The sequence below is a fragment of the Corynebacterium sp. LaCa54 genome (assembly GCF_046717495.1).
GTDB lineage: Bacteria > Actinomycetota > Actinomycetes > Mycobacteriales > Mycobacteriaceae > Corynebacterium > Corynebacterium kefirresidentii.
In genome coordinates this window covers 1,827,092-1,843,727 of the sequence record NZ_CP177115.1, presented here as the reverse complement: position 1 = coordinate 1,843,727, position 16,636 = coordinate 1,827,092, and the positions used below count along the sequence as shown (strand labels likewise).

At 61.3% G+C, this 16,636-nt stretch carries 18 protein-coding genes; 9 read left to right on the top strand and 9 right to left on the bottom strand.

The features are described from left to right. Position 1: 1 nt before the first annotated feature. From ACLI1M_RS08955 to ACLI1M_RS08945, 3 genes are all read right to left on the bottom strand, one after another. Positions 2-457 (bottom strand): hypothetical protein, encoded by a 456-nt coding sequence (locus tag ACLI1M_RS08955; RefSeq protein WP_316327763.1) that lies wholly within the window; start codon positions 455-457, stop codon positions 2-4. Next, positions 450-614 carry a hypothetical protein gene (locus ACLI1M_RS08950; protein WP_269945725.1) on the bottom strand — a complete coding sequence of 55 codons (165 nt, stop codon included), beginning with the start codon at positions 612-614 and terminating at the stop codon, positions 450-452. The genes ACLI1M_RS08955 and ACLI1M_RS08950 overlap by 8 nt, the downstream gene beginning before the upstream one ends. Before the next feature lie 348 nt (positions 615-962). Further along, complete coding sequence (locus tag ACLI1M_RS08945; RefSeq protein ID WP_408918510.1) at positions 963-1,334, bottom strand: hypothetical protein; 372 nt, start codon at positions 1,332-1,334, stop codon at positions 963-965. A 157-nt stretch (positions 1,335-1,491) separates the two neighbouring features. Between ACLI1M_RS08945 and ACLI1M_RS08940 the strand changes: the two genes are divergently transcribed. The 6 genes from ACLI1M_RS08940 (at position 1,492) to ACLI1M_RS08915 (ending at position 7,329) form a co-directional block, all read left to right on the top strand. Continuing rightward, on the top strand, positions 1,492-2,868 hold the full coding sequence (locus ACLI1M_RS08940) for a M20 family metallopeptidase (RefSeq protein ID WP_023020965.1): 1,377 nt from the start codon (positions 1,492-1,494) through the stop codon (positions 2,866-2,868). A gap of 42 nt (positions 2,869-2,910) precedes the next feature. Next, positions 2,911-4,131 (top strand): sensor histidine kinase, encoded by a 1,221-nt coding sequence (locus tag ACLI1M_RS08935; protein WP_411706520.1) that lies wholly within the window; start codon positions 2,911-2,913, stop codon positions 4,129-4,131. Then, entirely contained in the window at positions 4,128-4,739 is a 612-nt protein-coding gene (locus tag ACLI1M_RS08930; RefSeq protein ID WP_200288751.1) for a hypothetical protein, read from the top strand. Before ACLI1M_RS08935 ends, ACLI1M_RS08930 begins: the two co-directional genes overlap by 4 nt. Next, positions 4,736-5,401, top strand: coding sequence for a response regulator (locus ACLI1M_RS08925; protein ID WP_200288752.1), 666 nt, complete (start codon positions 4,736-4,738; stop codon positions 5,399-5,401). The genes ACLI1M_RS08930 and ACLI1M_RS08925 overlap by 4 nt, the downstream gene beginning before the upstream one ends. Before the next feature lie 66 nt (positions 5,402-5,467). Beyond that, entirely contained in the window at positions 5,468-6,679 is a 1,212-nt protein-coding gene (locus ACLI1M_RS08920) for a sensor histidine kinase (RefSeq protein ID WP_200288753.1), read from the top strand. Then, positions 6,676-7,329: a response regulator gene (locus ACLI1M_RS08915; RefSeq protein WP_200288754.1), complete on the top strand. Its 654-nt coding sequence runs from the start codon at positions 6,676-6,678 to the stop codon at positions 7,327-7,329. Before ACLI1M_RS08920 ends, ACLI1M_RS08915 begins: the two co-directional genes overlap by 4 nt. Positions 7,330-7,351: 22 nt before the next feature. Here ACLI1M_RS08915 and ACLI1M_RS08910 read toward each other — a convergent pair whose 3' ends face one another. Continuing rightward, positions 7,352-7,732 carry a hypothetical protein gene (locus ACLI1M_RS08910; RefSeq protein ID WP_200288755.1) on the bottom strand — a complete coding sequence of 127 codons (381 nt, stop codon included), beginning with the start codon at positions 7,730-7,732 and terminating at the stop codon, positions 7,352-7,354. A gap of 170 nt (positions 7,733-7,902) precedes the next feature. Here ACLI1M_RS08910 and ACLI1M_RS08905 point away from each other — a divergent pair, with 170 nt between their 5' ends. The 3 genes from ACLI1M_RS08905 to thpR all read left to right on the top strand — a co-directional run bounded on the left by ACLI1M_RS08905 (position 7,903) and on the right by thpR (position 10,051). Beyond that, the gene (locus ACLI1M_RS08905; RefSeq protein ID WP_411706519.1) at positions 7,903-9,297 is read left to right on the top strand and encodes a YeeE/YedE thiosulfate transporter family protein; all 1,395 of its coding nucleotides are present in this window, start codon (positions 7,903-7,905) and stop codon (positions 9,295-9,297) included. Positions 9,298-9,382: 85 nt separating this feature from the next. Continuing rightward, positions 9,383-9,505 (top strand): hypothetical protein, encoded by a 123-nt coding sequence (locus ACLI1M_RS08900; RefSeq protein WP_275042107.1) that lies wholly within the window; start codon positions 9,383-9,385, stop codon positions 9,503-9,505. A gap of 3 nt (positions 9,506-9,508) precedes the next feature. Further along, positions 9,509-10,051: an RNA 2',3'-cyclic phosphodiesterase gene (thpR, locus tag ACLI1M_RS08895; protein WP_411706518.1), complete on the top strand. Its 543-nt coding sequence runs from the start codon at positions 9,509-9,511 to the stop codon at positions 10,049-10,051. Here the strand turns inward: thpR and ACLI1M_RS08890 are convergent. The 5 genes from ACLI1M_RS08890 to ACLI1M_RS08870 all read right to left on the bottom strand — a co-directional run bounded on the left by ACLI1M_RS08890 (position 10,048) and on the right by ACLI1M_RS08870 (position 16,630). Then, positions 10,048-11,739, bottom strand: a complete 1,692-nt coding sequence (locus ACLI1M_RS08890) for an FUSC family protein (RefSeq protein ID WP_411706517.1) — start codon at positions 11,737-11,739, stop codon at positions 10,048-10,050. The genes thpR and ACLI1M_RS08890 overlap by 4 nt on opposite strands. Before the next feature lie 67 nt (positions 11,740-11,806). Further along, on the bottom strand, positions 11,807-13,261 hold the full coding sequence (locus tag ACLI1M_RS08885) for an ABC transporter ATP-binding protein (RefSeq protein WP_316330877.1): 1,455 nt from the start codon (positions 13,259-13,261) through the stop codon (positions 11,807-11,809). Next, positions 13,258-14,079, bottom strand: coding sequence for an ABC transporter permease (locus ACLI1M_RS08880; protein WP_259825565.1), 822 nt, complete (start codon positions 14,077-14,079; stop codon positions 13,258-13,260). Before ACLI1M_RS08880 ends, ACLI1M_RS08885 begins: the two co-directional genes overlap by 4 nt. Beyond that, on the bottom strand, positions 14,079-15,047 hold the full coding sequence (locus ACLI1M_RS08875) for an ABC transporter permease (protein WP_301715957.1): 969 nt from the start codon (positions 15,045-15,047) through the stop codon (positions 14,079-14,081). Before ACLI1M_RS08875 ends, ACLI1M_RS08880 begins: the two co-directional genes overlap by 1 nt. Continuing rightward, positions 15,044-16,630 carry an ABC transporter substrate-binding protein gene (locus tag ACLI1M_RS08870; protein WP_411706516.1) on the bottom strand — a complete coding sequence of 529 codons (1,587 nt, stop codon included), beginning with the start codon at positions 16,628-16,630 and terminating at the stop codon, positions 15,044-15,046. The genes ACLI1M_RS08875 and ACLI1M_RS08870 overlap by 4 nt, the downstream gene beginning before the upstream one ends. Between the last annotated feature and the right edge of the window lie 6 nt (positions 16,631-16,636).

The following is a 16,636-nucleotide window of genomic DNA, read 5'->3' as shown; positions in this document are numbered from 1 at the left end:
ATTAGTAGTTCTCACTTCGGGTAGTAGTCGCATCTCCTATGGCGAGTGCTTTATCTATCAGCTCGTCTAGGTCCTGCAACTCTAGATTTTGTGTTACGCGCCACATAATGAAGTCCATTCCGTCGCGCTCTTGCTCGTGCTTGTCACGATGGTCAAGTATCTTTTCCGCGTAGACAGCATGAATACGCGTCAGTATCTCCTGAGACATATCCTCGGCTGATTTATCGCAAAAGCCCTCTTCGTCTACTAGTTGAAGGGCGGCGGCGTTAACAAGAATCGACGTTGGGCGAAGAAGAGGAGGAGACCGGGTGTGGTCAACCGCTGCGGTCTTTGAAGACTTGGTCTTTGTCGAAGACTTAGACTTCTTCACGTCTTCAAGTTCCGCTAGGGTGTCGAGGACCTTGTCCGTATCAACACCATTGGTGACATAGATAGAAGACAGAATCTCGTTATCCATTACGGACCTCCTTGGCATTGAGGGCCTCGGTGACACTGTCAAGTTGCTTAGCGCTAAAGCGCGGGGCGCGGCGTACAACTTCGTCTACATAAGCGCGTACATCATCATTAGCCTTCGCTAATGTTCTGCGCTCCCTCTCTTTCAATTGAGTGGTCATAAAAAATCCTTTAAGAATTACGTCCGGTACTGGACTCAAAAACAAAATGCATATTATAAATACAGGTCCGAGTTTATGCACTCGATTACGGGTACTTTATTTCTTTGCTGCACTTTCAATATAACCAGACTATGAGGGAGTGTGCAAGGGCTTATAGAGGCTGCGTGCGCTATGTTTTTATATGACATTTAGGTACCCTGTTACATTCTGGGTAATGACCTGAAACCATAAGATTTAGCCTAAAACCGTCGTAAATAGCATTTGTGCCGGTGACGCGATGTTTATGCAGGATAGGAATGCTATGCATTATTTAACAGTGTTGGACCCTGTTATAATCCGTGATGTTCCCTAATGCACTTTCTTGGGCTGCCGCGGCGGATACATCTCCTTCAACCGCGTGCGGGCAAGATGCTCCACATCCCGGTCTGTCGCGCACAATTCAGCGCGCAGCGCCCACGCGTCCCGCTTGGATTTCGTGCGGGAGACGTATTTTTCAATGAGTTTCAACGTGGCCAGGCAATGCGTGGTGGCCCGGCACGAGCGCTGCCGGCGGGTGAAGGAGGTGGGGCCAAAGTAGACGTCGGCAAGCGCGAGTAGGCTACGAGCTTCCTGCCGGGGCAGGCCCAGCCGACGCAGATCCGCCTCGCGCACGCCGGAGACCTCGCCGAGAAGCTCCATCGGCGAGGCAAGTTGGCGGGCGTAGTCCTGCAAGCGGGTCATGCCCGTGAGCATAAGACACCCCGCAAGGCCGCAGCAGCGCCCCCGCGTGAGCCTGTGGATAACTCGCCTCTCCCGTCACACCGCCCCCGAACCCACCCGGCAGCCTGTGGATAACCTGCGGTACCCTCGAATGCGAAAGCGAGAAAAGGAGCTCCCCATGTCTGACCCGACCAAGCGAATCCGTCCTACCAACCCCGGACGCCTGGCTGCCCCACGCCAGGCCCAGCAGCTGCCGCCCCTGCCGGTGACACGGGCGCGCATTGGCGAGCGGATGGCCACCGAGGTTTTCCAGGAAATGGGCGAGGGGATGCTCGAGGAGTTGCAGAACTTCCGCCGCGATCTGCACCGCAACCCAGAGATTGGCCTGGATCTGCCGCGCACGCAAAAGAAGGTCTTGGAAGCGCTCGAAGGCCTGCCGCTGGAGATTCACGTGGGTCAGGATCTGAGCTCAGTGGTCGCCGTGCTGCGCGGCGGCCAGCGCGGCGAGCGGCCGGTGTCGGTGCTTTTGCGCGCGGACATGGACGCCCTCGAGGTACGCGAGCAGACCGGCAGCCCGTTTGCCTCGACGAATGGGTATATGCACGCCTGCGGGCACGACCTGCATACCGCCGGACTGGTGGGCGCGGCGCGGATTCTGTGTGAGCATCGGGAGGAGCTGCACGGCGATGTCACGTTTATGTTCCAGCCCGGCGAGGAGGGGCCGGGCGGCGCGTTGCCGATGATTGAAGAGGGCGTGCTCGACGCCGCTGGCCGACGCCCCATTGCCGCCTACGGCCTCCACGTTGGCCCGCAGGACCGCGGTACCTTCCACTATGTGCCAGGCCCGATGATGGCTAGCTCTTCCAACCTGACCATTACGGTGCTGGGCAAGGGCGGGCATGGCTCCCGCCCGCACGATGCTATTGACCCGGTAGCGGCGCTGGCGGAGATTCAAATGTCTTTGCAGACCGCACTGACCCGCCGCTTCGATGCGCTCGAGCCCATCGTTATTACCGTGACTAACCTGTGGGCGGGTGATGGCGCGTATAACGCCATCCCGGAGCGCGCAGCTTTGGGCGCTACGGTGCGCGTGCTGCGGGATGAGAAGATCGACGCCGTGCGGCAGATGATTACGGAGGTCTCCAGCTCCGTCGCTGCTTCGCACCGGTGCACCGCACAGGTGGATTTCGAGGTCTTGTACCCCACCACCAAGACGAATCCGCGGGAAAATCAGTTCGCTGCTACCTTGTGGAGCCAGATGTTTGGCACCGAAAACGTCCAGCCTTTCGATGCCCCGATGATGGCCTCCGAAGACTTCGGCTACGTCCTCGCGCAAGTGCCGGGCACGTTTATGTGGATGGGCACGGCCAATCCAGACAAGCCCGAAAATGAGCGCGAGTGGAACCACTCTCCGATGATGCGTTTCGATGACTCGGTGCTGGGAATGCAGTCCGCGGCACTGGCGGCCGTCGCATTTGAGCGCTTGGCCACCGAAAACGAGCACCCGTCCGCGCAGACGAAGGCCATGCGCGATGCGGCCGGGGTGCAAAAATAATTCATCCCTAGGGATTATGGCCGCTGGCTTAAGCTTTAGGCCATGATCAGAACGAAGTGGAGCACGGCCGGTATCGTTGCCGCTTGTGCGGTGGCGAATTGGCTTATCGGCGTAGTACTGATGAGCATGGATATCGAGGAGTATTCACCGTCGTTTGAGGAGTACGGGCCCTATATCTGTACCGGTTTTGCGGTGGGCGTGGTGACGATTATCGCCCTGCCCTTTGCGTTAGAGCACCAGCCGCGCGAGCTTTCCGACGTCGACTATAGCGGCTCCACCCGTAGCTTCATCGCTGGCTGTATCGTGCTGCTGGGGTCGAGCTCCTATTTTGGTGCGGCTAGTGGAGTCGTGGCTTTCATTTCCATGGTCTCGCGCCGTTCGACCTCGCGCTCGGTGGCCGCAGTGGCGTGCTTCGTGGCGGCGTTTGCGATTGATGCGTTCTTCAACCCCTATATGGCCTGGGACGATATCGGATGGGTTGGCGCCATCTTCGTTGTGGTCGTGATAGTCGCGGGGTTATTGGTAGGCCAAAAGCGTGGCAATCTGCGCGAAAAGCGGTGGCGGGTGGAGCAGCAAGCCCGGATGAATCGCGAAGAGATGCGCGCCAAGGTGGAGCATGCAAGGCGAGAGGAGCGCGAGAGCATCGCAAGGGATATGCACGATTCGCTCTCGCATCGGCTAAGCCTCGTGGCCATTCATGCGGGTGCGCTGAGCTATCCGCGTGAAGGCGTGCCGGCCGAGTTCACGGACGCAGCGCGCATCATCCGCACGGAGGCCCAGAACGCGGTCGAGGATTTGCGCACCGTTTTAAGTGCTTTGCGTGAAGATCTTTCCCAGGATCCGCGCACCACCTTAGAAGAGCTAGTCGCGGCCGCGCAGGAGGCCGGCACGCAGGTGACCGTGACCTACGCGGACGGTGCCAGCCCGGATGTTTTTACTGGGCTATCCACGATGGCGCAGCACGCCGTGCACCGCGCAGTACAGGAGGGCCTGACCAATGCACGCAAGCACGCCGCTGGCCAGCCGGTGAGCATCACGGTGCGCGAGGTGGCCGGTGAGGTGGGCGTCGAGATGCGCAACCCGCTCCCAGTGGCTAAGGCCGAGGAGCGCGCAGGTAGCGGCGTCGGCGGCTACGGGCTGGTGGGACTGCGCGAGCGTGTGGAGCTATCCGGCGGGCGCATGAATGTCCACGTCGGCGAAGAAGGCGAGGAATTTGGATGGAGTATCCGTTTACCGCTAGCGCGCCAGGAGGCCACGCAATGAGCGAAATGAGTTGGCAGTTGCGCCATCCCGATTACGGGCTCATGCGCATTGACCTAGAAGAAACCACGACCCGCGAGGGATGGACAGGAAAGTACTTAGACTCTAAGCGCAGTCTTTTTACCTCTATGGTCGACGGAACTTCGCGCAAGCTCAGCTATACCGATACCGATGCTTCGGCCTATAGCGTGGAATTCCTGCGCGGAAATAGCGATGATAATGCGCCCGAAGACGCAGATCGCATCGAGCTGGTGGAGCGCCGTGGCTATATCGTGCCACAGTTTCGCGGGCAAGGAGCGAGAGTGATGTTTGCGGCGGTGGGGGAGCCGGGCGTCGATAAGCGGCTGCATCGGGTGAACCTGTGGGCGTTGCTCTTGCAGACGGCGCTGACATTCATTGCGGCCACACTAGTCATCGAATTTTTCCCGAAATTCTTCGAAAAGATAAACGAGATTCTCGTGCCCTCGTTCCTCAACGGCGTAGTGGCAGGCCACGCCACTATAGTGCCGGTAGCGCTGGCGAGTCTTGTGGTGCTTACAGTGGCGTATACGCCCGTCGCGTCGAAGTTCTGGCGCGCGCGGTGGAATCAACCAGTGGGAAAGGAAGCATGATGGCAGATACCCTGCGCGTGGTGCTGGTTGATGACGAGGCTCTAGTCCGCAGCGGCCTGCGCCTGCTGCTATCCAACGCGCCCGATATCGAGGTCGTGGCCGAGGCGAGCAATGGCCGAGACGCGGTGGCTACCGTGCTCGACGCGCAGCCCGATGTGGTGTTAATGGATATTCGCATGCCGGTCATGGATGGCATCGCGGCCGTGGAGAAGATTCTATCGGTCCACGCCATGCCGATAATCATGCTTACGGCCTTTGATACCGATTCCTTCATCCTGCGGGCCCTGCGCGCCGGGGCGGCCGGGTTCTTGTTGAAGTCGACGCCGCCGGAATCGCTCATGGCGGCCGTGCGTGCGGCCGCGGCGGGGCAGCCGTTGTTGAGCCCGCAGGTCGTCGACAAGCTGGTGGGCATGCAAAGCCCCGCGCTTTCCGACGCCCATTCACACCACACCCGCACCGCTCGCACCCGGCTTTCCACTTTGAGCTCGCGCGAGCGGGAAATAGCCGGGCTGGTGGCCCAGGGCTTGAATAATCAAGAAATCGCCGAGCAACTGGTGGTGTCCATGGCGACGGTGAAGTCGCATATGCAGCATATTTTGAAAAAGATCGGCGGCACCAGCCGCGTGCACATCGCCATTATGGTCTTAGAGGCGCGTGGCTAAGGCCGGAGAATCCTCCCTGCGGGGGATACCGCGCCGCCGGCGGGCCGGCTTAGACTGGTGCACGTTATGAAATTGTTCCGAAAATCCGACGAAATGCTCCAGCGTCCGCTGTGGCAGAAAATTCTCATCGCAGTAATCGCTGTCGTCGGCGACGTGTTGGCCGCCTCGGATAGTGTTTCGGTAAATGATGTCTCAGAGAATCGGGTGCTTGTTATACTTGCGGTGTTGGTCGGAACTTGGGCGCTTTTACCTTTGGCTTTGCGCCATGCCGTTGGGGAGCGTGACCCGCGCAGCACGCAGCCTGGCCCGCGCAGTGCATTGGTAGCCGCAACCATTATTTCGGCGACGGTGACGATTGCTGAGTTCCGGCCTTCGGTATTTATAGCGGCGTTTTCTGCGGCCTCGCGCCGCAGCCGGTTGTGGATGGCGCTGGTATGCACGGCCATGGTGCTCTCGGAGTTGGTCGATTTTGATATATCTCGAAGCGAAGGGCTTAGTGCGCCCGGGAAGTTGGGATTTTTCTCTGGCATCATCCTCCCAGCAGTAGTGGTTTTAGTCGTCGGGTTGGTTCGCTCGAACCAAAAAGAGCGCACGATTGCGCTGCAGGCGCAGGCGGAGCTCACGCATGAGGAAATGACCACCCGGGAGAATTTTGCGCGGCAGGAAGAACGCGACCGGATCGCGCGGGATATGCACGATACACTCTCGCATCGACTGAGCATGATTGCGGTCTACGCCGGCGGGTTGGCCTACCGCAAGGACCTAGATCCGGAAGAGACACGGAAGTCCGCGCGCACGATTCGCGATGAAGCCGAGGCCGCCGTGGGGGATCTGCGTGAGGCGCTGCACTCGCTGCGCAGCGAGGGGCGCATCGATCCGCGCGAGGGCGTGGAATCGCTGGTGGAGCGTTCCCGCCAGGCGGGCATGGACGTGGAAGTGCGCTACCAGGCGGGCGCGGGGCCGCAATCGCTGGAGGAGCTGAGCACCATGGCCGGCCACGCGCTCAACCGCGTGGTCCAGGAGGGCCTGACCAACGCACGCAAGCACGCACCGGGGCAGCCGGTTACCATCACCATCGCCACGCTTGCCGACGCCCTGTCTATCACCATGTCTAACCCCACCGCCCAGACTGGGGAAAAGGCAGGCGTGCACAGTGGTGGGTACGGGATCGTCGGCATGCGCGAGCGCGCTAGTGTTGTGGGCGGATCATTGCAGGTACAAGACTGGGAAGAAAGCTTCTCGTGGACGCTGCGCCTGCCAAGGAAGGAAGAAAAGTGAGTGAAATTCGGGTGGTGCTCGTCGACGATGAGCCGCTGCTGCGCCACGGCCTGCGCATGATCTTGGAAGGCGCGCCGGGCATTAGCGTCATTGGCGAGGCCGGCAACGGCAAGGAAGGCATCGAACTTATCCTGGCCGAGGAACCTGATGTGGTGCTGATGGATATCCGCATGCCGGTCATGGACGGCATCGAGGCGACGGCGCAGTTGCATTCGCTCGCCGGCGCGCGTGATATCCCGGTGGTGATGCTCACTGCTTTTGATACCGACGAGTTCATCCTGCACGCCCTGCGCGCTGGGGCGGTGGGATTCTTGTTGAAGACGACGGCGCCGGAGGCGCTGGTGGCGTCGGTAAGAGCAGCGGCCCAAGGCCAGCAACAGTTAAGCCCGAAGGTGCTAAAAAACCTGGTGGGGTTGGCAGACACGCCGCCGCAGCCGGAACAGGAGATGATTCAGCCCAGTGGGCTAGATGAGCTTAGCGAGCGCGAAAATGAAATCGCCCAGCTGGTGGCCCAGGGGCTGAGCAATGCCGAGATTGCCGAGCAGCTTTTCATCTCGCTGACCACGGTCAAGACGCACATGAAGCACATCCTGGCCAAGATCGATGGCACCAACCGGGTGCATATTGCCATTGCAGTGCTTGGCGGCTAGCTCCTGCTCGGTGCGGGACAGGCTAGGGCCGACGGAAAATGGCGGAGACTAGCCCGATAAGCGCAATGGCGCCGACGATGATGGAGGCGGCCGGCCAGTATTGCGGGTAGTACTTGAGCGTGTAGCCAAAGACTTGGCCGTCATCGAAGTGCTGCCACAGTGTTACAGGCATCCACCACAGCTTGGTCAGGGTGAGCAGCGCGCCCACGAGGCCGGCGGCAACGCGGCTGCCCCCACGCAAGAAGAAGCTGGCCGCAACCAGCAGTACGCCCGCGATGGTCAGGGCGAAGAGGAGGGGAGTTTCGGTGCCCAGCGGAGAGCCGCGCAGCAGGAACTCGTGGTCAATTTCGTGTTGTTCGATGAGGGTATATCCATCGAGTACGACGTCATCTGGGATTCCCATTATTTCTCCTTATTAGTGTCCGGGGGCGGCTGGGGCGCCTGAGGTGGCATAGGGAAGGCCGACGGAAACGCGGAAATCTGCCACCCTAGAACCGGGTTGTACATCTATTATAGACAAATCTGTCTTAGAAGGCGTAGTCTGAGGCCTTTGACTCGATACAAGGAGACAGTGTGATTATTACCGGACTTCTCACCGGCATCGTCTTCGGTGCTGTGCTGCAGCGCGGGCGCTTCTGCGTGACCGGCATGCTGCGCGATATTTTCCTCACTAAGACCTGGCGCGGTTTTACCGCTCTGCTCATTTTGATCTCGGTCCATGCTTTTGGCCTTACCCTGTTGACCGGCGCTGACGTGCTCTCTCCGGAGATTGCTGATTTCAAACCAGTAGCCGTCATCGTTGGCGGCTTCATCTTTGGCCTTGGCATCATCTTGTCTGGCGGCTGCGCTTCAGGCACGTGGTACCGCTCTGCCGAGGGCCTAGTTGGCTCGTGGATTGCGCTGCTGTTTTATGGGCTATCGGCCGCGGCGATGAAGTCCGGTCCGCTGGCTGGGGCGAATGATTGGTTCAAGCAGTGGAGCCTGCCGGTAACCACCATCCACGACGCGCTGCATATCTCGCCGTGGATTCTCGTGGCTGTGCTGTGGGGCGTGACCTTTATGCTGTGTCGCCACTACCGCGCCAAGGATGCCGGGCGCCCGAAGGTGGACTTGGGCCAGCCGTGGTACGCCAAGCCGTTGAATATGAATATCGCGGCGGTTGCTGTTGGCATCATCGGCACGGTGGGTTTCGTACTCTCTGCCGACGCCGGCCGCAATGGTGGGCTCGGCATTACCACGCCGACTGCGGATATCGTGCGCTGGGCCGCCACCGGTGATTCCGTGCGCATGAATTGGGGCACCCTGTTGGTCATCGGCCTTCTGGTGGGTGCTTTCATTGCCGCGAAGTCCGCCGGCGAGTTCCGCGTGCGCGTTCCGGATGCACAGACTGCAACCCGCGCTATTTGGGGTGGCATCATGATGGGTGTGGGTGCTTCGCTGGCTGGCGGTTGCACCGTGGGCAATGGCATGGTGGAGACCTCCTTGTTTAGCTTCCAAGGCTGGGTATCGCTGTTCTTTATGGCGCTAGGCGTCGGTGCGGGCGCACGCCTGTGGCTCAAGCCGAAGAAGGTGCAGGGGCACCAGCCACGGCAGCCGGAGACCTACTCCACCGAGGAGTCCGTGGATAACTCGGCGGTCTCCGCCGAGGAGAAGGTGCTGCCGAGCTTTGCCACTGCCACCGGGGCAGTGGCACTCAGGACCAAACCGCAGGCCAAGGAAAAGGCCCGTGCTCTAGGCGGTGGGCGCTACGCGCTGGATACCCTCGGCGCAGTCTGCCCGTTCCCCTTGATTGAGGCCAAGCAGGTCATGGCGGAGCTAGAGCCTGGTGAGGCACTGGTCATTGACTTTGACTGCACCCAGGCCACCGACTCGATTCCGCAGTGGGCGGCCGATGAAGGCCATGAGATTCGTGATTTCCATCGCGCGGGCGATGCCGGCTGGCAGGTCACGGTAGTCAAGGGCGGCTAATTACATCATTGTCAGCTACTATGTGGAGACAGAAGAATCGCGCGTGATTCTTCTGCCTCCTTTGTGGTTTGAAAGAAGTTATCTCATGCCCGAGTTTGATGATAATTCCACCGCCGTTGCGGATATTTTGCATGCCTTCGCCGTCTTTGAACGCGAGGAAGAGCACGTGCTGGACGCGGAACTGCGCCTTAGCGTGTATGCCAGCTAGACCATGATTCGCGTCTTTTCCGCGCTGCTGCCTTCTGCCGCCGCGCGCGAGCATATGGTACATACGCTTAGGCCCATCCATGCGGCAACTACCAACGAGTTGCGCTGGACGGATCCGGATAATTGGCATGTGACCATGGCCTTTTATGGCGACCAGCCCAATGATGCGGCGGCCGTGCGCGAGCACCTCGCCCACGCGGTGGCTGGGCGCTCGGCGTTGGATGTGCATGTGAGCGGAGCGGGAAGTTTTGAGCAGCGCACCCTGTGGTTGGGCGTCGGTGGCCAGGCGCGGGGTGTGCGGGAGTTGATGGCGGATTGCCAGCTTGCCGACGTCCCCTTTAATCACCACCGTCCCCACCTGACCGTCGCGCGCGCTGGCCGGCGTACCCGCGAGCCGTGGGCGCTGGCGGATTTTACGCGCGCCCTATCGGTTTACCGAGGGCCGGACTTTAGTGCGGACCGGGTATGCCTTATGCAATCGCACCTGGGCGAGGGCCGCGGCGGCGGGCCGCGCTACGAAGTAATTGAGGAATACCCCCTATTCTAGGCGGCGCGGGCGGCACGGATTTCTCGCACTAAACTATCGAGCTCTTCGCGGGTGGCGGTGCGGTCCGGGTAAGTGGTGCAAAAGTCCAAAAGGAAGTAGCCGGCGTGCTGCAGCGCGATGTGGCGGGCCCAGAATTGGCGCACGGCTTCTGGGTTATCGGCGGCGAGGGATTGGATGGCGCGGCGCTCGGAAAGCAGCTCGTACTGTAGGTCACGGCGTGCGGACAACACGGAATCCGGGGTATTGACAAAGAGCAGTCCGAGCAGGGTAGCCATGGATTCCATCGCGCGGACCTGCAGGCGGGCCTGATTGCGTACCGGGGCGCTGCGCTGCCATAGCCATAGCACCGCGGTGGCGATGAGGATGGACAAGAGGATCTCGCCGCAGCGAGCTTGAATGGTGGGCAACAGGGGGCGGGTAGCTGAGTTGCCCATGAGAAGCGCGAGCGGGGTGGAGAAGATAACGCAGATGGCGTAGTTTTTCGCCACGAAGATTTCGGCGCAGAATTGGCAGGCAGCCAGAGCCAGCAGCAGCGTCCAGCCATTAATACCGAAGTAGTGAAGGATGGAAAATAGCAGCACGCCCACTACAGAGCCGAGCATGCGGTGGATGCCGCGGACGGTGCCCGGCACATGGTCGGGTCCCCATTGCAGCATGAGGAAGGCAGAGACCACGCCCCAGTCCGGCCGGTCGAAGCCGAGGCTAAGGCCCACGAGCACGGTAATGATCGCCGAAAGAACCACCTTTTGGGTAGTGACCATGGCATGCGAATCCCGCACCGCGGCGCGGTAAAGCCGGTACCGGCCGGTGGGCCGGGTATGGGGGATAGCGGTGCGATTCGGGTCGACGTCGGTGACATGATCGGTAAGCTGGTCCGAATCGGAGCCGAGGTCAAGGGCGCGGTTATGTGCCACGATGGTGTGCTGGGCAGCAAGGGTGCGCTCTACTAGGTGGGCTCCTTGGGAGTCGATGATGCGGCCACCGCGGATAATGTGGGCGTCGGAAAGCGCCTGCCAAGCAGCAAAAAGTGCGGTTTGTGCTTGGTGGTGGCGGGCGAGTGAATCATCCTGTCCGGCCTGGAAGGCAGACGCGGCCTTTTCCAGGCTGGCTACGGCGCGGCGCTCAGGGCCGTGCGGGTCAAAAAGGGCCGGGGCCATGCCGAGGATCAAGCTGGCCACCATGCCCGTCAGCGCCCAAAAGAGCAGCTGGCCCACGGTGACATCGGTGCGGGCGAGCATGACCGAGCCGCCGCCGACCATGACGAGGAAGAAGGTGCCCGGTGGCGGCAGGCGCAGCGCATTTTGGGCAAAGCCACAACCGGCGGCCAATGCCGTGGAGTAGAGGCCTGCGAGTAGGAGCCACCAATGGCCGTGGCCGGGCGCAAAGATAAGATGGCCTACCAACACGCCGACGGCGGCGACGGTAATGAGCGCGGTGCCGGCGGTGAGCATGACGCGCGGGCGGGTGCGATAGGGCTGTCCCTCGCCAAAGATGACGGTAAACGCGCCGGTGGAAATGAGCAGGATAGCGTAGTCGTGGCCGGTAAGCAGCGCAATGGCGCCGGGCAGGAGAATCGCCAATCCCGCGCGCAGTGCACCAGGCCAGCGCACCGAGGCGCTATTAAATGCGGTGAGTAGCTGGGTGGTGCTAGGGCGCTGCGGGATGGGATAGTCAAGCTGGGCGGCCACGGAGCAGCAGGATCCTTTCTAAGTGGAGTTATCTGACCCGACTACCTTACGCCCACCAGCACCCGCTTCACATTTCGGCGGCCGCGATAAGCCGACGCGTGTAGTCCGTGCTGGGGGAGGACCATACGGCCTCGGTAGGGCCGTGCTCGATGAGCCGGCCGCGGTCGAGGACGGCGACACTATCGCATAGGTGGCGTACCACCGCAAGGTCGTGGGTGACAAAGAGTAAGGTGAGCTCTCGCTTGTCGATGATCTCTGCCAGTAGCTCCAAAACCTGCGCGCGCACGGACATATCAAGGGCCGAGACTGCTTCATCGGCCAGCAGGATATCTGGCTCGCCGCACAGCGCGCGGGCAATGGAAATGCGCTGGCGCTGGCCACCAGAAAACTCGTGCGGGAAGCGGTCGAGGCTATCGGCCGGAAGCCCGACCTCTGCAAGCACGGCCGCGGCGCGGGAGCGCTTTTCGGCTTTGTTTGGGTTGCCCGGCATGGCCTCTGCGATGGATTTCCAGATCTTTAGCCGCGGGTTGAGAGAGCCCTGCGGATCTTGGAAGACCATCTGCACTCGGCCACGGACAGTGACCTCGCCGCTTGTGGGCTGGTCGAGTCCGGCAATGAGCTTGAGCAGGCTGGTCTTGCCCGATCCGGAGCCACCCACAATGCCGAGGCGCTCGCCGTGGTGCACGCGCAGATCGATGCCGTCGAGTGCGGCGTGAGTGCCGTGCACCTTGCTAGCCCCTTCGAGCGTGACCAGGGAATCTTCCGCTGCGGCCGGGGCAAGGCTCATCTCTGGTGGCTGTGAGGAGGCGATAAGCTCGCGGGTGTAGGGATGCTCGGGCTGGGCAAGAATCCGCTCGGTAGGGCCAGACTCCACCACTGCGCCGTGGTGCATTACCACAACGCGGGGACACATGCGGCGGATGACTCCCAAGTCATGGGTGATGAAGATCAGCGCGATGCCGCGAGCCTTGGTCACGCGCTCGATGACGCGCAATACGCCATCTTGCGTGGTGGCATCCAGCGCGGTGGTCGGTTCATCGCAGATGAGCAGATCGGGGTGGCCGGCCATGGCCATGGCAATGAGCACGCGCTGGCGCTGGCCTCCGGAGAGCTGGTGTGGGAATCGGGTGGCGATATCGGCGGCCAGGTCCACCTCTTCGAGAGCGGTTGCGGCATCGCGCACCCCGGCGTGGGCCAGCTGTTTGCCCACGCGCATAAGCGGGTCCAGCGCGCTCATCGGTTCTTGGAAGACCATGGCCATGGTCTTCCCGCGCAATGGGCGGATGCGGGCATCGCGTGTGCCGACTACCTCGTGGCCATCTACTGTGACGGAGCCGCTCGCGCGCACCCCATCGGGCAAAAGCCCCATGATGGACAGCGCAGTGAGCGATTTGCCGGAGCCGGATTCACCAATAATGCCGAGCCTTTCGCCGGCCGCGAGCTCGAAGTTCAAGGGCCCCAAAAGGGCAGTGGTGGACCCAGCAGCGGTGACCGCCAGGTTATCTACTTTGAGCAGGCTCATCGCGCGGATCCTTTCAGGCGGGGATCGAGGAGGTCACGGAGGGCGTCGCCAAGCAGGTTGAAGCCCAGCACCGTCGCCGCAATGGCCAGGCCAGGCCAGAAGGCCTGCAGGGGAGCGGTGCCCAGAAGCGACTGGGAATCTTGCAGCATCCGGCCCCACGAGGCGGCCGGTGGGGCGGTGCCTAAGCCAAGATAGGACAGGCCGGCCTCGGCCAGGATGGCAAGCGCGAAATATACCGAGGCCTGCACGATGAGCAGACCGGCAAGATTGGGCAGAATATGGCGCCACGCTACCTTCCAGCCCGGCACCGCGGAAATGCGCGCGGAGGAAATATAGTCCTGCGTGATGACCTGCAGCGTGCCCGAGCGCGCAACCCTGGCAAAGGAGGGAATGCCGGCGATGCCGATGGCAATCATGGCCGTAAGTGTTGAAGGCCCCCAGACCGCGCCAGCAATAATCGCCAAAAGCAGCGCAGGGAAGGCAAGCAGCAAATCTGCACCGCGCATCACTAACGCATCGGCCCATGTGCCGCGGCGCATGCCAGCAAGGATGCCGAGCGGCACGCCGACCACGGCGGCGATTCCCACGGCCACTAGGCCGACGAAGACCGTAATCTGGGCACCCGCCATGATCCGGGAAGCGGTATCGCGACCGAAGCGGTCCGTACCAAGGAGATGCTCGGCGCTGGGGCCGGCAAGGCTCACATCCGGGTGCGCCAGAGTCGGGTCATACGGCGTCCACACCAGCGAAATCACTGCCACCAGCACCGTGGCGGCGACGAGGATGGCCCCCAGCCAGCCAGAAAAACGCAGCTTCATTATTTATCACCTGCCGTGATGCGCGGATCGATGAATCGGTAGGCCACATCCGTGAGGGCATTGACCACCAAGGCAAAGGCGACGAGCAGCATGACCAAGGTCTGCACCGTGGTCAAATCGCGCACCGCCACCGCATCCAGCAGCATCGAACCTATGCCGGGGATGACAAAGACGGACTCAATTACTACGGCGCCTACGACCATCGTGGTTAGCTGTACGCCGGCCACGGTAAGCACGGGCAGCGCCGCATTGCGCAGGCCGTGGCGCTTCAGCGCCTGCCACGGGGACTGACCCAGCGCACGGGCGGTACGAATATAGTCCTGATGCAGCACATCGAGCACAGCCGAGCGCACATAGCGCGTCAGCATTGCACCTTGCACCACGGCCAGCGCAATGACCGGCAAGATGAGGTGGCGAATAAACTCGCCTGCGCCCTGGTTTGGCGGCACCCAACCATTGGCCGGCAGCCAGCCTAGGTGAACGGCAAAGATGGCCACCAGGATGATGCCGAGCAGGAAGCTGGGCACCGCAATGCCTAGCTGCGTACCGGCAGAAACCACATCCGCGCTGCGGGTACGGTTGCGCAGTGCCAACCACATTCCCACCGGAATGGCCCCGGCCAATGCGAGCAGCATCGCCAAACCAATCAGGATGAGCGTGACTTGGGCGCGGTCCAGCACCAGCGGCGTAATATCTTGTTGCGAGGACAATGACTGCCCAAAACTGCCGGTAAACAGGCCTTTTATCCACTCCCAATATTGCGTGAGCAGCGGGCGATCCAGGCCCAGCTCAGAGCTGAGTTCGCCGACGGCCTCTTCGGTCGCATTCACTCCCAGTGCCACCCGCGCCGGGTTGCCTGGCACCGCGCGCATGAGCGCGAAGATGATGATGGAGGCGGCAAAGAGCGTTAATGCAAAGCGCAGCAGCGGGCGCACGATGGCGCGCCCAGTAAGGCGAAGGGAAGTCATCGTGCCTCCTTTTCGGCGTCGTCTGCGGCGTTATCCGCAGAAGCCGCGCTAGCAGTAGCGTCTGCGGAGCTGAGATCGCGCAAGATCAGCGCGTCCGTGACCTGATCAGGATGCAGTCCGCGCACGCCTGTGCGGGTGAGCACGATATTGGGCATATTCATCAAAGTCAGCGCGCCGGCATCAGCCATGATCTGATCCACGGCTTGTGCCATGAGCTTGGGGTAGTCCTGCTCGGGTGCGGAGTCTGCCTGGGTCAAAAGCTCGCGGGTGCGCGGCGAATCGTAGTTGAGGTAATAGTCCGGATCGCCGAATAGGGTTGGCACATCGCGCGGTTCTACGTGGGAGATGAGCGACATTTGATAGTCTTTGGCACCCATGACCTGGCCCAACCATACGGCGGGGAACTCGGCGGATTCCAGCTTCACCTTAAAACCAACTTCGGTGAGTTGCGAGTACAGCAGCTCGGCGACGGTCTGGGCATAGGGCAGCGTCGGTGTGGTCAGTGTGATTTCGGCCCCTTCTGCGCCGGCCTCTTCGAGTAACTGGCGGGCCTTATCCGGGTTGTAGTCGTAATAGTGCTTTCCTTGGAACCACGGATCCGTGGGTGGGATTGGTGCACCACCGGTGTCTTTGGCTAGGCCATTCCACAAAATGTCATTGGCCGCCTTGCGGTCGACGGCATAGGCGACTGCCTGGCGCACGCGCGGATCATCAAAGGGAGCCCGGGCATTATTCATGGATAGCAACACCTCACCATTGGTGGTGCCGACCTCGGTAGCGATGCCGTCCTTGACGTCATCGAGAAGCTCCGGGTTTTGCACGCCCCAGACCACGTCCACGCCGCCGGCCTGCAGGGCATTGACCGAGGAGATGGTGTCTGGGAAATAGCGAACGGTGACATCGTGCGCGGCGGGCTCTCCCCAATAATTTTTGCGGACCTTGAGCTCCACAAATTCCGAAGGCGCAAAGCGGGACACCTCAAAGGGGCCGGTACCCACCGGTTGGGCGGCGAGGTTATCCATGCCATGAGGCGTCATCATCGCGCCGGTGGCCGTGCCCATGGACCAGAGCCAGCCATTCGATGGCTGTTTCAGGCGCACCTTTAGTGTGTGATCATCGGTGGCCGTGGCCTTGGCTACCGGATCCATGGCTGCTGAGATGCCATTGGTCCATTTCTCGCGAACGTAATTAATGGAAAAGGCCGCGGTCTCGGCGGTAAAAGCATCGCCATTGGAAAAGGTGACACCTTTGCGCAGGTGGAAGGTATAGCTGCGGGCATCGTCGCTGATCTCCCACGAGGTGGCGAGCCCTGGGGTGATAGAACCATCCTCATCGATGCGCACGAGAGTTTCGTAGACATTGTCCATGAGCACGGCGGGGATGGCAGCACCACCGGTAGTGGTGAAATCTAGGGAAGTGGCCGCCGAGGTGGAGGCTACGGTAAGGGAAGCAGAAGCGGAGTCGCTATCTGCTTGGGAGGTATCAACCACCGCGGTATGGCCTGCCGAGCACGCTGATACGGTTCCGACAGCGGCCGCCATGGCGAGGCTACCCAGCGCCCTGCCGGCGCGAAATCTTCTCATAGGAAG